The 14,456-nt window shown below is 44.3% G+C and carries 11 protein-coding genes, 1 other RNA gene and 1 pseudogene; 6 read left to right on the top strand and 7 right to left on the bottom strand.

Going from position 1 to position 14,456, the window contains the following annotated elements:
- Positions 1-68: 68 nt before the first annotated feature.
- Positions 69-1,007 carry a hypothetical protein gene (locus tag QVA83_RS03930; protein ID WP_061485780.1) on the top strand — a complete coding sequence of 313 codons (939 nt, stop codon included), beginning with the start codon at positions 69-71 and terminating at the stop codon, positions 1,005-1,007.
- Between the two features lie 41 nt (positions 1,008-1,048).
- Here the strand turns inward: QVA83_RS03930 and QVA83_RS03925 are convergent, their stop codons facing one another.
- The 4 genes and pseudogenes from QVA83_RS03925 to ssrA form a co-directional block, all read right to left on the bottom strand.
- Positions 1,049-1,447 carry an SEC-C metal-binding domain-containing protein gene (locus QVA83_RS03925; protein ID WP_081106083.1) on the bottom strand — a complete coding sequence of 133 codons (399 nt, stop codon included), beginning with the start codon at positions 1,445-1,447 and terminating at the stop codon, positions 1,049-1,051.
- A 33-nt stretch (positions 1,448-1,480) separates the two neighbouring features.
- Positions 1,481-2,356, bottom strand: a pseudogene (locus tag QVA83_RS03920) (replication endonuclease).
- Positions 2,331-3,059, bottom strand: a complete 729-nt coding sequence (locus tag QVA83_RS03915; protein ID WP_061485783.1) for a replication endonuclease — start codon at positions 3,057-3,059, stop codon at positions 2,331-2,333. Before QVA83_RS03915 ends, QVA83_RS03920 begins: the two are co-directional and overlap by 26 nt.
- Positions 3,060-3,286: 227 nt before the next feature.
- Positions 3,287-3,645, bottom strand: a transfer-messenger RNA (tmRNA) gene (ssrA, locus tag QVA83_RS03910).
- A 393-nt stretch (positions 3,646-4,038) separates the two neighbouring features.
- On the opposite strand from ssrA, the gene QVA83_RS03905 reads away from it, so the two are divergent.
- A complete protein-coding gene (locus QVA83_RS03905; RefSeq protein WP_014976383.1) occupies positions 4,039-5,262 on the top strand; it encodes an NADH:flavin oxidoreductase/NADH oxidase family protein in 1,224 nt (407 codons plus the stop codon).
- A gap of 44 nt (positions 5,263-5,306) precedes the next feature.
- Here QVA83_RS03905 and smpB read toward each other — a convergent pair whose 3' ends face one another.
- Entirely contained in the window at positions 5,307-5,786 is a 480-nt protein-coding gene (gene smpB, locus QVA83_RS03900; RefSeq protein WP_014949307.1) for an SsrA-binding protein SmpB, read from the bottom strand.
- Positions 5,787-5,931: 145 nt separating this feature from the next.
- On the opposite strand from smpB, the gene QVA83_RS03895 reads away from it, so the two are divergent.
- Together QVA83_RS03895 and QVA83_RS03890 are read left to right on the top strand one after the other, a co-directional pair.
- Complete coding sequence (locus QVA83_RS03895; protein ID WP_014949308.1) at positions 5,932-6,363, top strand: type II toxin-antitoxin system RatA family toxin; 432 nt, start codon at positions 5,932-5,934, stop codon at positions 6,361-6,363.
- Entirely contained in the window at positions 6,360-6,707 is a 348-nt protein-coding gene (locus QVA83_RS03890; protein WP_061485785.1) for an RnfH family protein, read from the top strand. Before QVA83_RS03895 ends, QVA83_RS03890 begins: the two co-directional genes overlap by 4 nt.
- Positions 6,708-6,796: 89 nt before the next feature.
- Here the strand turns inward: QVA83_RS03890 and QVA83_RS03885 are convergent, their stop codons facing one another.
- Both QVA83_RS03885 and QVA83_RS03880 read right to left on the bottom strand, forming a co-directional pair.
- On the bottom strand, positions 6,797-7,273 hold the full coding sequence (locus tag QVA83_RS03885) for a MarR family winged helix-turn-helix transcriptional regulator (protein ID WP_012518305.1): 477 nt from the start codon (positions 7,271-7,273) through the stop codon (positions 6,797-6,799).
- Between the two features lie 30 nt (positions 7,274-7,303).
- On the bottom strand, positions 7,304-9,274 hold the full coding sequence (locus QVA83_RS03880; RefSeq protein WP_049586689.1) for a BCCT family transporter: 1,971 nt from the start codon (positions 9,272-9,274) through the stop codon (positions 7,304-7,306).
- 321 nt (positions 9,275-9,595) lie between these two features.
- On the opposite strand from QVA83_RS03880, the gene QVA83_RS03875 reads away from it, so the two are divergent.
- Both QVA83_RS03875 and QVA83_RS03870 read left to right on the top strand, forming a co-directional pair.
- The gene (locus tag QVA83_RS03875) at positions 9,596-12,307 is read left to right on the top strand and encodes a TonB-dependent receptor (RefSeq protein WP_156078301.1); all 2,712 of its coding nucleotides are present in this window, start codon (positions 9,596-9,598) and stop codon (positions 12,305-12,307) included.
- Between the two features lie 168 nt (positions 12,308-12,475).
- A complete protein-coding gene (locus QVA83_RS03870) occupies positions 12,476-14,437 on the top strand; it encodes a tetratricopeptide repeat-containing sulfotransferase family protein (protein WP_156078302.1) in 1,962 nt (653 codons plus the stop codon).
- The last annotated feature ends 19 nt before the right edge of the window (positions 14,438-14,456 follow it).

Here is a 14,456-nt window from a genome sequence, read left to right as displayed (position 1 = left end):
GGCTAGCATGCTCTGAAAAGGTCTGCTAAAACAGGCACCTTACGGGTATATGACGGGTAGCAAAGGAAATGATTAGTCAGGATATTCAAGAGCTTAAAGAATCCCTGCAATTAGCTGATAAGTTTCTAAATGAGAAGCTAAACCAACAGGATAAAGCCGAGGAAGTGCTTCATGCGATAGTCATCAAGTCTCTTAAACTTATTATTGATGAAGTATCGGTGAGGGATATTTACTTCTATTACACTAATATTTATGCCGCTGTCTGGGGGGAGGGTGATACCGATAAGGCATCTAGAACGGTCAGGAAATATCTGGAAGATATCTCAAATACCAAGCTATCTGCTAACTCAGAAATTAATCAATTTTTGGTATCCGAAAACTGTCAGCCATTATTCCTCACAGTCGCTCCATCGACAGGGGGAAAGCGTACACAATTCTACTTGATAACATGTCGACATGTAGAAGAGTCGACCAATGAACAAAGTACCAATGTGATTGAGTATGTGGTAACGAAGCTGCCTAAACCTCATTGGTGGGTTAAACCGCTCATGGAAATTAAGGTCACTGTCTGGCGAGTCTTCTGTGTTGTGGCAATCGGCGTATTTCTAACATGGTCGGGTGTATTTTATCTTACTAAAATATTCTCCGGCTCAATTTCAGTACCTTTGGCGATATTAACAGTAAGCCTCGCTGCTATCGCTGGTTATACAGTGATGAGATTGAATGACCTTAGCACAAAAGGCATAACTAATATTCCCTCTTTCATAGTGCCTTTGAAGCAAAGTAATAACCTTTTTACACTCGTTAGAGATGATAAAGAAAAAAAGCGAAACCTGAAAATTCTTGCTGTGACGTACGAGTCGAAATGTCCACTTTGTGGGGATAAAATCATCATTGAGAAGAGTAGGGACTTTCACAATCGATATGTCGGAAAATGCTCAATAGCGCCGAGTGAGCATGTATACACTTTTGACCATGTTCTCAAGAAAGGTCGACTTCTGAGATAACGGTAAATTCCTTCGCTACCAATTTTTTAAAGAGCGGTTTCTCAAATAAACTGAGGTTTGCCCATAAAACGGACAGCTCCGAATTTTTCTCTGGCAATATCAAATGCAGATTCGGCGGATTTGAAAGGGCCCTCTAGTTGAATGTTTGAGCAATCACCAACTGTTACTATGTAATCGCCATTGACAAAAGAAACGGATTGTTCAGGATGATTCAATGTACCTGCACCGTATTCGTTCAGTCGCGTTACTAAGCAACACATTGACTCTGTTTGTATGTCGAATGGGGAGTCGCCAGGTTGACGTTCGGTTGCATTGCCGCAGTACTGTTCCTTTGGTTCTGTAGGTGCAAAGGTGTTTGAGCATTCCCTTTGTTGAATGCAGCATTTTTTATACTTTTTACCACTTCCGCAGGGGCATCTTTCATTTCTTCCTGTTTTCATTTTTTATTTCTCGTTTGGGGTTAGTACAGTTATTTACACAAGTCCAAGATTACCTTCGCTTTCGGCCAGCGCTCCGGTCTCCGGCGAGCTGGCCTTCAGACTCAGGTGACCACCAGATCCTTTATCGAACGCGCGCCTCTCGTGGGGCTCCAGCGCGGGTTCGAAAAGTTCTGGTGGTGACGTTAAGAGTATCCAGCCTTTATCCGCTAATGGGTACTTGGCTGATGCTGAAAGGATGGTTTTCGGTTTGCTTGAGAATGCATGTTTTGACAGCTGCGTCGGCTCTAAATGCTCGAACATGGCTTTTATATGCTTTGCATATTCGAGAGCGAATGGGCGTTCTGCTTTGCGCTTATTTGTGCCACCCATCATTAAAAGGTATGCCAGCCAGTCAGCTGAATCAGCTGCCTGTCTCAATTGCTCCAATTCAGCGTCTTCGATTGCTCCATCAACTTTACGAAGTTGCCGCCAGAGTGACACGGAAGGTAAACCGAAGAACTGAAACTGTCGGATATTGTATAAAGAAGCCCATGCCGTGATTCTTGTCGCTGCGACTTTTGCATCATTGCCGTATTTGTCGGTATCGAGATATTCACCATCAATATTTTTGCAAATGTACTTAGCGATATAGTCTTGTGCTGAGCCTTTTTCTTCACGTATTTCTTCCGCTTTGAACCGGCTTTCTTTCGCGCCAGCTTCTTCGCTTCCATGTTCCATTGCGTAATGCCGTTATATTTCAGTCACTCGCACAGCATTCTCCGCTGGCATGCAGAGCATTAGGTGCCAATGTGGTGTACCGTCATGGTGAGGTTCTACAACGCGCAAGCCGTAAACGTTGATTTTTTCTCTGTCGAATTGTGCCCGAGCCTTCTGCCACTGAGCGTTAAGATAACTGTTCGCATCTTTCACACTGAGCTTTTGATATTTCGGGTTCGCTCGACCGGATTTGTAATGAGAGTGATATGTTAGAAGGGGTGGTCACTGTAAAGAACCAACCGCAGTCCCCCTGCAATTTGGAATATTCTTCCGTGCCTTTCACTCGTGTTATAAGCTCGGCGCGCCTGACCTTCGGATTAGAAACATTGGCGTTGTATGCATCCAGCATCGAAATAAGCTCACCGTCTGCACTGCAGAACCATTTGTTTTCCATAAAGGCATAGGCTTGATCTTTCTCCCACTGGTGCTGACGGAGTCTGTCTTGGCTGCAATATGTGCTTTTTGCCTGATTCACTAAATCTAAATGACGACGGACTTCCTCCATCTTTTGAATGGCAAGTGTTTTAAGTTTCTTAAACCAAAATTTTTTGGAGCGCAGCAATGAGAGTGCTTCAGACTGAGACAAGTCACCTGGAATATTGAAGCCGTATCGACGGAATTTGCTGATGCAAAACCGGAAAGCAACGTCATTTGTCATGTGTGATGTATCTCGCATACATTCTGATGCTTTTTGCTTGGTAAAGGTTTTTAGCTCTGCGATATCTTTTGAAAGATTGAGATCTGCAACTTCAAGTTCTTTATCTAATCGATACAGAATGCGGTTCGCTTCAACGTAGTTGCTTTGTTGACTAATTTTGAGATATTTATGCGCTACATCGTAGGCGATAGGGGGCATCTTATCGAAGGTGCGTTTTCGGAACAGGTGGCATTCACGTGTACCTATTCCGCGGGTCAGTTCGTCGGGAGAAGTGACAGTCTCGCGACATTCAAGTACAGATTCGCGACACTTTACAGCCCTATTAAGACCATTAGAGACCTGTGGTTGGTTTTGAGTGGTATCGCCAGAGGTGGCGAATTTAAAGGGGGGAAGCGGTCTAGATTGGTCTAGACCGCTTCTGGAATTGGTGGAGCTGGCGGGATTTGAACCCGCGTCCAGAAAATGTCTACCTTTGGTACTACATGCTTAGTTTGTCATTTATTTAACTGCTTGGAACTCCGACAAACAGGATTTCCTTGCAGCTGGCCTAATACTGTTTCGCGGTTCACCCTTAGACAAGGTTCCCTCGCTATCCTACTTGGATGACCTTCCGAATCCCCGCTAGCAGGAAAAGACTAGGGTGGAAGGGCCTATGCCGGTTATTAAGCGGCTAGTGCGTATGTTTCGTCGTTTGCGACTATTTAAATGCGGCTTTTTAAGAGGCAAACCGCTCCTCTGCATGCACCTCCGGCTTCCTAGATCCTGTCGAATCCTAATCAGCCCCGAGTGTGATTTTCAATAATAGCACAATTGTTACATGGTGAAATACATTCTTTTGAAAATTACTATAAATTTTAAGGGTTTGGCTATAAATCAACCAAAAATAACATCTAGTTTTTCAAAAGCTTACCTGTGTGGCCTTCAGTTGAAGCTTTGCTTAAACAGTAACACACAAACATTGAGTATTATTGAACTACCATAGATATGTGGATGCTTGAGTAAAATTCAAGTGTCGAGCGCACAAGGGCTGTACAAGAAACGCAATTTATAAACCAAAATAGCGCTTTTTATTTGATTACTTTAGCGAATTTTTAAGGAAATAGTGCTGATGTAATGATGCAATTAGTAGCAAGAACCATTAAAGTACGTGAGCATAATTAAAAGGCTTGTAGTGTAAATGTCTTCAGATTCCATATTGTATTCTCCGTATACCTTGCCATGTGGCGTAACAGCGCGAAACCGTCTTGTTAAAGCTGCTATGGAAGAAAATATGTCGAGTATGGGAAATATTCCCGGAGAGTCTTTGTACTCACTCTATCGATATTGGGCCCACGGCAATTTAGGCATGGTGATCACAGGCAACGTTATGGTCGATAAAGGCGCCATGACAGGGCCAGGTGGCGTTGCACTAGAAAAAGATACCGACATTGCGCCGTTTCAAAAGTGGGCAAAAATCATTAAGTCTAATGGCGCTTTAGCCATAATGCAGATTAATCACCCTGGTCGACAGGTATTTAAAGCGATGAAAGGCAAAGCTATTGCGCCTTCTGCTGTACCGCTTGATATGGGCAAACACTCCAAGCTGTTTGCTCAACCACGAGAAATGACCTGCCAAGACATTCACGATGTGTGCAAACGTTTCGTTCAAACTGCTAAGCAAGCTGAAAAAGCCGGGTTTGATGGCGTTGAAATTCACGCCGCTCACGGTTATTTGCTTACGCAGTTTTTGTCTCCGCTTACTAATCAGCGTCAAGACGAGTGGGGAGGTTCTATTATTAATCGCGCCCGCTTGCTGATAAACATAGTCAGTCAGGTTCGAGCGGTTTGCGCTAAAGACTTTATTGTTATGGTAAAGCTTAACTCTGCAGATTTTCAGAAAAATGGTTTTTCTTTTGATGATGCCTGTGAGGTGGTAAATCGCTTGGAAGCCTTGGGTGTTGATGTTGTAGAACTGTCTGGCGGCAGTTATGAAGCGCCTGCCATGCAAGGGCAAACTCGTGACGACACCACGCTGGCCAGAGAAGCGTACTTTTTGGAATTTGCGCAGGCACTGGTAAGTAAAACTGATATTCCGCTTATGACAACTGGCGGTATAAAAAGGGCCGAGGTAGCAGAGGAAGTGATTGAGCAGGGCTGTGCCCTCGTTGGATTAGCCAGCGCCCTTGCTATTACCCCAGACTTAGCCAAAAAGTGGCAACAAGAATGGGCGTATTCGGGCATAATTCCACACTGCTCATGGAAAGATAAATCGCTTGCAAGCCTTGCGAATATGGCCATGGTGCGAAGACAACTTAGACGCCTTGGGAATAACCTAACCACCTTAAGAAACCCGTCACCGCTGTGGAGTCTGATTCTTGATATGCTACATCGCAAGAAAATGACGAAACGAGACGTAGGTTAAACCTATTACACTTCTTTTTTGGCAGCCCAAATAAAAACACAGCGTTAAACGCTGTGTTTCATCATTCTTTCTTTTTGACGCTGCCAATCTTTGTCTTTAATGGTGTCACGCTTGTCATGGGCGTGCTTACCTTTTGCTAGGTGAATTTCTAGTTTCACCCAACACTTTTTCCAATACATAGACGTGGCAACGATTGAATAACCTTGGCGGTCTCGCGCACCCATTAAGCGGTCAATTTCTCGTTTGTTCAGCAACAATTTGCGAGCACGCTCTGGAGCAGCGATAACGTGGGTAGAGGCTTGATTCAGCGGACTAATTCTACACCCTACCAAATACGCTTCGGCATTCTGGATAATAATGTATGCATCGGTAATGTTCACTTTACCGGCACGAATACTTTTAATTTCCCACCCTTGAAGCTCAAGTCCGGCTTCGAACTTGTCTTCTAGGAAATAGTCGTGACGCGCTTTTTTATTCTGCGCGATATTTCCTGTGGTGTTTTTGTTGGCTTTATTCTTTTTCATGCTGGCTATTATACTGATTGTTCAAAGGAATGTCTTTAGTTGTCATTGTTATCTTATATTGGGGCATTTGGTTCAAAACCGAATACGAGCGAACCAAATTTTCTGTGATACAATGCGGCCAAGAGTTTTAATTGTAGTGGAATCAATGCCAAGTATTCATAGAAGCGCGCTGGTAGCTCATAGCGCAGAAGCCATGTTTAACTTAGTCAACGATGTAGCTTCCTACCCAGAGTTTTTGCCAGGCTGTACCGATAGCAAAATCCTCGACACTTCAGCGCAAAGCATGAAAGCGTCATTGTTAGTGGCAAAAGCTGGTATCAAGCAATGGTTTACAACGCACAACGTGTTAGAGCCAGGTAAAAGTATTCAAATGCAACTGGTCGACGGTCCGTTTCGCTCGCTTACCGGTGGCTGGACATTTTCAGCGTTATCAGAAGAAGCCTGTAAAATTGAATTAAACCTAGAGTTTGAATTCAGCAATAAGCTAGCTGAAATGGCTTTTGGTAAAGTGTTTAACAGTTTAGCCAGCAGTATGGTTGCAGCGTTTACAGACCGAGCGCGGAGCGTGTACGCATGAGTAAGAAGCTCATCAATATTGAGGTTGCCTACGCGTTACCCACCAAGCAAACTATCATTGATGTTGCTATTCATGAAAATGCGACGGTAGAAGAAGGAATAAACGCGTCTAACGTGCTTGAGCAGTTTCCCGAGATTGATTTGAAAGCAACAAAAGTGGGTATTTGGAGCCGCGTGGTTAAGCTTCGCGACACGCTTACCGATGGCGACCGTATTGAAATTTACCGCCCGCTTATTGCTGACCCTAAAGAAATCCGCAAGCGCCGTGCTGAGAGAGCGAAAGAGGAAGGGCGCGCTGACAAAGTCACAGGTGGAAAGGTAAATCCACTTAAGGCGAAGTCATAGCAGTCAGCTGAGCGCTTCTACGCCAGCGCCAAAGATAGATACAAAAATGGCCTTCAAGTGAAGGCCATTTTTTTTAAAGACAAAGGCTATTAGCTTTTTTCTGAAATACTGCCTAACTCCAAGAAAGGGGAGGCATCAATATCTTCAGCATCCATCATGCTAGCAATTCGCTGAACGGTAGCGACCATTTGGCTTTGCTCCCACTCTTTAAGCTGTGAAAAACGCTCGACAAAGTGTTCTTGAAGCGGACGAGGGGCGTCAACCACTGCCTCTTTACCGCGTTCGGTTAAGAATACGCCCACTTTTCGTTTATCTTGCGTACTTCTTATGCGCGTAGCTAAGTCTCGTGATTCTAGTCTATCTAGAATATTCGTGATGGTTGCAGGGCTTAAGTTAATATTCTCTGCAATTTCTCGCACCATTATACCCGGGCGCTCTTCAATATTTTGCATCACCAATAACTGTGGGCCTGTTAAACCCACGTGTTTACTTAGCTGCTTGCTGCGTAGGTCTACAGCGCGTATTACGCGCCGTAGTGCCACTAATAGTTCTTCTTCTTTTCGCATGTTACTTCCAACAAATGCGTAACCCAACGGTTACTTAAGCAAATGAATAAAATGTTGGTGCTTATGATAGTGATCGATGACGTCATTAATGACCGAAATCTTCGACCAGCCCATAATATCATAGTTCTGACCACCTTCACTAAGGTGCACTTCGGCGCGATAGTACGTGGCCTTTTTGTTTTCGTCCAGTGCTGGTGTGTCACTTGGACCAAATTCAGGCTGTTCTGTCGATACAGGGTGCACAGCATAAATAAACTCAGGGTCATTGCCCATATCAACGGTTAATATGAGTGCTTCGTCGGTATCTTCAATTTTAATTTCAAATTGCTGTGCTTTAAACTCCTCGCTTACTTCTATTAGCGCAGGCTTCACCACTTTGTTGATATAACGACGAACGGCAGTTTCATCTGGAAAGGTCACAATATTTTCAAGGCGCTCTTTCCAGTTTTTATCAGAGTCATTATGCTGCGGTGTACCCGTTAGTACTTGTAAACTTTCACGTTTGTACGCCTCAATACGAAGGGCTTTCAATAGTCCCGCTATGGCGATAAGCAGCACAATAGCAAATGGCAGTGCGGCAGCAATCGTCATAGTTTGCAGCGCGCCAAGCCCACCAGCGTAAAGCAGCACTGAACTCACCACACCAACGCCAACAGCCCAGTATACTCGTTGCCACAACGGCGTATTGTTTTCACCGTGTGAACACAACATATCGACAACCATGGCACCCGAATCACATGAGGTTACAAAGAAAACAATGACCATCAATACTGCTATTAGGCTTAGTACTGAAGCGAAAGGGAACTGTTCTAAAAATACAAACAGTGCCACTGAGCTATCTTCATTTACCATTTGTGCAAGTACGTCTTTACCTTGTACTAACACCTGATCAATAGCGGCGTTGCCGAATACGGTCATCCAAAATAGTGTAAACGCTGATGGTATAAGCAGTACGCCCATTACAAATTCACGAATGGTTCTACCGTAAGAGATACGCGCGATAAACAGGCCAACAAATGGTGCCCATGCTAACCACCAACCCCAGTAGAAGATCGTCCAGCCGCCAATCCAGTCTGTTTTCTCATAGGCGAACAGGTTAAATGTGTTGCGCACTAAATCAGACAGATAAGCCCCTGTGTTTTGCATAAACGCTTGTAGTAAAAATACGGTTGGGCCTAAAAAAAGAACAATTAAAAGCAGCAGTAAGGCTAAAACCATATTAGTTTCTGACAGACGGCGTATGCCTTTTTCCAGGCCAGTAGTTACAGAAATTACGGCTAAACCAATAACGCCTGCCATTATAGCTATTTGAACACCAGTATTTGACGGTAGACCAAATAAATAGTTAAAACCCGCATTTACTTGCGAAGCACCCAAGCCTAGCGACGTAGATACACCAAACACCGTTGACGTAACCGCGAATATATCAACCACGTGCCCAGGCCAGCCATAGATCCGGTCACCAATTAACGGGTATAAAGCAGAACGCAGTGTAAGAGGTAAGTTTTGACGGTACGCAAAATAGCCCAAAATCAACGCCACTACTGCATAAATTGCCCAAGCATGAACACCCCAATGGAAAAATGTGGTTTTCATTGCTTCGCGAACAGCATCAATACTTTCAGCCTGTGCAGTGGGGGGCGCTAAAAAGTGCATTAAGGGCTCGGCAACGCCAAAGAACATAAGCCCAATTCCCATTCCTGCTGCAAACAACATACTAAGCCAAGTCCCAAAGCTAAATTCGGGGCTTGCGTGATCTGGGCCTAACTTAATTTCGCCGTAGCGTGACATTCCGAGGAAAACAACAAACACCACAATTACTGCGACAGTAAATACATAAAACCAACTACCGTTGGTCACAATTGCGCTCTGAAGCTTTTGGAAAAGCGCGTCTGCTGTCTCAGGAGCACCAGCAGCGAAGATAAGTAAACATAGGATTAAAGCTGACGATGTAATAAACACCGGCTTGTTGAGTGGAGATTTATTTTCGTTCTCAATCACGCAGTAAATTCCTTTCACCTTTTATAAATTTCGTTATATACGCAGAAATATACCGCATGGTGCATTTTTTATAAACATCAAATGAAATTATTAGATTTGTATGTATTTGGTAGGTGGGTCAAAGTGCAGTCTTTTTTCTTCAATTGTTTTTACGATAAAAATTAGACTTTCTGCTAGGTTTTAGGTGTTTTTGGTTAATTATTAATCGTTAGAGTAGAAATAATTAATAGATTGTGTATCGTAATATATGATCTTTTTGATATGTGTTTTAAGTAAACACTGTCCGAAGAATAAAAAAACAATTGAAGGAAACACACACAAATGCGAAAAACTCAGCTTAGCTGTGCAATCATCGCTGCACTGGCATCCACCTCTCTGGCTGCGCAAGAAACTAAAGCGCCCGCTAAACTTGAAACCATAGAAGTTACCGCCACGAAAAGAAGTGAATCAATCCAAGATGTCCCTGTCGCAGTCTCTGCGTTAGATGGAAAAGCATTAGAAAACCTCGGTATTGATAACTTCCAAGACTACGTAGAGTTTTTACCGAATGTGGTATTCCAAGGTACAGGTCCAGGGCAAAACGAAATATACATTCGTGGTGCGGCGACAACGCAATCAAGCATTACCCTGTCATCTGTTCAAGCACTTCAGCCCTCAGTGGCTTTCTATCTTGATGAAATGCCTGTTTCTATGGCTGGCCGAAACTTAGATATTTTTGCGACCGATGTTGAGCGTGTAGAGGTTCTACCTGGGCCGCAAGGTACGTTATTTGGTGCGAGTTCTCAGGCAGGTACAGTTCGTCTAATCACAAACAAGCCAGATCATTCTGGTTTTGCTGCAGGCTTCGATACCAGTATCTCTACCACAAAAGGCGGAGATATGAGTAACACGGTGGAGGCATATTTCAACGTTACTCCAACTGACAACCTTGCGCTGCGTGTGGCTGCCTACAATGAAAGTCAGGGCGGTTGGATTGACAACATTGAAAATGAGCCAGGAAATGGTGGTTACATTGGAAGTGCAGTAGTTATTGATCGTATTTCTGGAAATGCATTGCAAAAACAGGGCATCGATCCGGCTGCTATGGATGCACGTCGTGAAATTAATGGTTTTACCCGCAGTGAAGCCGCCGTTGTGTCGCCAAGAAACAGCGAACATGTTGAAGATAACTTTAATGACGCGGTTTACTCAGGGGCGCGATTCGGGTTGTCTTACATTATCAACGAAGATTGGGATGTACTGGTTCAACACACTCAACAAACACTTGATACAGAAGGTGTGTTTGCCTACGACCCCACAGTGGAAGGCGAAAGCTCGGCAATTCGCTTTCAAAGCGATGAAAACTCCGACGAATTTGGCTTAACCACATGGACCCTAAATGGTCGTTTGGAAAAACTAGATGTGGTGTATACCGGTGGTTACCTCGATCGTGAAATAGACACGCTTACCGATTACACAGGCTACACCAACGGCGGCTTATTTTCCGCGTACTATGTGTGTACGCACTATGAAACGCCAGATAATCCAGATGACGCGCGCTGCCTCGATCCAAGTAAATACTACAAAGAAGACACCACTAGCACTCGCTTAACCCACGAACTACGTTTCAGCACAACGATGGATACACCATGGCAGCTAACGGCGGGTGTGTTTTATGACGAACAGGAAGTAGGCTCGGTAGGCCAGTTTAAAATCGCAAGCCCTGAAATCTTTGAGAACCTTGCGGGTTCATGGAATGCGCTGGCGGGTGACCGTGGAATTAACAGCGATGGTGGCCCTTTCTCTCCTGAAATTAGCTTTGTAAACGATGTTACGCATACTATCGAGCAGATCGCAGTATTTGGTCAGCTAGGCTATGAAATTACTGATACGCTTACTGCTACCATTGGTGCGCGCTGGTATCAAATTGACGATATTTATCGCGGCGCTACATCAACACGCGACGTAACAGGCCGATTAGAAGCCTATGGTCAAGGCGTGCTAGATCCCGCCGTTTATGATGGTTTGGGTCTTGACGGCCAAGGTGTTGTAGATGCTATCCAAGATGGTTCATTGGAAATTGGATTACTAGACGGTGACGGTGTACTCACTGTTGACGATACCATCTTCAAATTTGGCCTTGACTGGAAAGTAAATGAAAACGTATTGCTTTTCGCGAACTATTCAGAAGGCTTCCGTCCACCAGTAACTAACAGACTAGGTGGTGACGCAGCGGCAAATGACACTGGGGCCTTTGCGGATTTCCGTGTTCCGGTTTACTCAACAACAGATACGCTGGATAACTACGAAATTGGCCTGAAAGGTGATTTCTTAGACGGTATCTTGCGTGTTAATGCTACTGGTTACTATTCAGAAATCAGTGACTTGCAAACGTCGCGTTTCGACCCAGCAAATATTAGTTTCTTAGTCTTTACCGATAATGTTGGTGATGCAGAAGTTAAAGGGATTGATGCAGACATTACTTGGTTAGCAACAGATAACCTAGTCATTAACGCAGCATTTAGCGTACTGGATACTGAACTGGTTAGTATTAACCCTGAACTAGAAGGTATTGCGGCTGGCGTAGGCAGTGAGCTTCCGTACTCTGCTGATTTCTCAGGCAACATTAGCGCACGTTATTTCTTTGAGTTAGATGGCGGTAAAGAAGGGTATGTTAATGCATCACTTACCTATACCGGCGACCGTCTTGCTGGCATGGTGATGAACGCCTATGCCATGGAAGATGCAACTCGATTGATTTATGGCACGGGCTCGGGTCTGAAAATTAAAGATGAGGGTGACGAGTTTAAAGGCGCAACATATCCAGGTGCAGATGGTGAAACAATTCGCGGTGGCCGCTACATTCAGGAAAGTTACGTGATTGGTAATGTATCTGTGGGGATGACGTATCAAAACTGGAAAGTTGAAGCATTCGTTGACAACGTTTTCGACAAATCAGCAATTTTGAACATTGATACACAGCAGTATACGCCTAAGGTTGTGACTAATCGCCCTCGTACTATAGGTCTTCGCTTCTCTTACGATTACTATTAATAGTCGTTCGTCGTAAACGAAGAAGTAGATTGTACACAGTGCATTAAACGGCAGGCCTAGGCCTGCCGTTTTCATTACTTATCTTAGAAAAATTCGGTAGTATTAAATACATACCCTTTTGGCTCTCGCCAATTATCACCTGCGCTACCAAGAATTATAACGAAGGCTATGACAACAGAAGATTTTCAAAATCAAGTTCGCGCTATTAAGCAAGCGCTTCAACGCGGTCAGTTATCAACTGCGAAATCGTATATTCAAGATTTATTGTCCTTGTCGGTAAATGAGCAGCAAAAAGCAGAAGTACTTTATTTGGCCGCTGTCACTTACAGGCTCTCGAACCAACATAGCGATGCTTTTAAGGCTATCGACACTCTTCTATCTCTTCGCCCAGATTACGGCAGGGGATACCAAGAGCTTGCATACTGTCATGAAGCTGTGGGAGACCAGCAAAACGCAGCAAGTGCGTTCTTTAAAGCAACGCATTTTAACCCCGCTCTTATAAGCAGTTGGAAAAAGCTGCTCTTAATCTATCAAAATCATCGCGACGCTACCGCTGAACAAATGGCATCAAATCAGATTGCGCATTTGCAGTCTCTTCCTCCGCCAATTCTGGGTGCCTACGACCTTATGTACGAAAAGCAGTTCGCTGCGGCAGAGCAAGTGTGCCGCCAATTTTTGGCTAAACAAAAGCATCACCCTGAAGCTATGATGTTGTTGGCTGAAATTGGTATGCAGTTGAAGGTGTACAGTGATGCAGAATTTTTGTTGGAAAGTTGTGTGGAATTATACCCGGACAACGAGCGAGCGGCGCTAGCGTATCAAAACGTGCTTTCAAAGTTGGGTAAGTTTCCCGAGGCCGTAAACGTTGCGCGACAAAGACTCTCAAAAAGCCCAGACAGCTTTGTTATTAAAACCAGTCTTGCCCATGCGCTTGTTGGTGTAGGGCAATTAGATGAAGCGATAGATATTTACCATGGCGTACTAGAACAAACGCCAGATAGACCTAAAGTTTGGGTGTCGTTGGGTCATGCACTAAAAGCCAAAGGCGATACTGCCGATGCGGTTAACGCTTACGAAAAAGCGGTAGGTTTTGCCCGCGACTATGGTGATGCCTATTGGAGCTTGGCGAATACGAAGACGTATAAGTTTAGTGACAAGATGCTTAAGCAAATGACTGAGCAAGCCAGCAATGATGCAATTAACTTAGACGATAAAATTCATATTTGTTTTGCGCTCGGAAAAGGGTTTGAAGATAACGCTCAGTATGACAAGGCCTTTGCGTATTACCAGCAAGGTAATGCGCTTAAACGCAGTACGCTTCAATTCGATATTGGGAAAACCGAGCAAGCATTAGATGCTCAGCAACAGGCTTTTAGTCAAGACGATTTCAAAAAAACACAGGGTTGCCAAGCGCCAGATCCTATTTTTATTGTCGGCCTTCCACGTGCTGGCTCTACACTGCTTGAGCAGATCCTAGCGTCGCACTCTAATGTCGACGGAACCATGGAGCTGCATGACATTCTGGGTATAGCGTCTTCGCTCAGCCACCAATCTACGCCATATCCGTTTAATATTTCAGCATTGAGTGAAGAAACACTGGCGAAACTTGGTGAGCAATATATTCAGCAGACCCGTGCATATCGTCAAGGCGCACCGTTATTTATTGACAAAATGCCCAACAATTTCATTCATATTGGGCTTATTAAGAAGATACTGCCTAACGCTAAAATTATTGACGCGCGAAGGGATCCAATGGATTGCTGTTTTAGTGGGTACAAACAACTATTTGGTGAAGGGCAAGAGTTTAGCTACTCGCTAAGTGATATTGGCCGATATTACAATGCGTATGAAAAGTTGATGTCACATTGGCATACGGTGATGCCCGGCGACATTTTAACGGTGCAGCACGAAGATGTGCTCGACGATTTAGAAGGGCAGGTTAAGCGTCTTCTGGCGTTCTGCGGTTTAGAGTTTGAAGAGGCATGCTTAGCGTTTCATAAAACCAAGCGGATAATCAAAACTCCAAGCTCAGAGCAGGTCCGTCAGCCTATTTACAAAACGGGGATGGGGCAGTGGAAGCCATTTGAATCTAATTTGGAAGCGCTGAAGGACGCGCTTAAGACGCAGTAGAAGCGCCTTGCGTTAAATA

The sequence above is a fragment of the Alteromonas sp. AO-Serp genome (genome assembly GCF_017849675.1).
In the GTDB taxonomy this organism is placed as follows: Bacteria; Pseudomonadota; Gammaproteobacteria; order Enterobacterales; family Alteromonadaceae; genus Alteromonas; species Alteromonas macleodii.
The sequence above is the reverse complement of the archived record's forward strand: the minus strand, read 5'-3'. Positions and strand labels throughout refer to the sequence as shown.

Excerpts from the sequence above, each read along its gene's own strand:
- QVA83_RS03915 (WP_061485783.1), bottom strand. The coding sequence starts at position 3,059 with ATGCCCCCTATCGCCTACGATGTAGCGCATAAATATCTCAAAATTAGT.
- QVA83_RS03925 (WP_081106083.1), bottom strand. The coding sequence starts at position 1,447 with ATGAAAACAGGAAGAAATGAAAGATGCCCCTGCGGAAGTGGTAAAAAG.
- QVA83_RS03890 (WP_061485785.1), top strand. The coding sequence starts at position 6,360 with ATGAGTAAGAAGCTCATCAATATTGAGGTTGCCTACGCGTTACCCACC.
- QVA83_RS03895 (WP_014949308.1), top strand. The coding sequence starts at position 5,932 with ATGCCAAGTATTCATAGAAGCGCGCTGGTAGCTCATAGCGCAGAAGCC.
- QVA83_RS03885 (WP_012518305.1), bottom strand. The coding sequence starts at position 7,273 with ATGCGAAAAGAAGAAGAACTATTAGTGGCACTACGGCGCGTAATACGC.
- QVA83_RS03930 (WP_061485780.1), top strand. The coding sequence starts at position 69 with ATGATTAGTCAGGATATTCAAGAGCTTAAAGAATCCCTGCAATTAGCT.
- QVA83_RS03875 (WP_156078301.1), top strand. The coding sequence starts at position 9,596 with ATGCGAAAAACTCAGCTTAGCTGTGCAATCATCGCTGCACTGGCATCC.
- QVA83_RS03870 (WP_156078302.1), top strand. The coding sequence starts at position 12,476 with ATGACAACAGAAGATTTTCAAAATCAAGTTCGCGCTATTAAGCAAGCG.
- QVA83_RS03905 (WP_014976383.1), top strand. The coding sequence starts at position 4,039 with ATGTCTTCAGATTCCATATTGTATTCTCCGTATACCTTGCCATGTGGC.
- smpB (WP_014949307.1), bottom strand. The coding sequence starts at position 5,786 with ATGAAAAAGAATAAAGCCAACAAAAACACCACAGGAAATATCGCGCAG.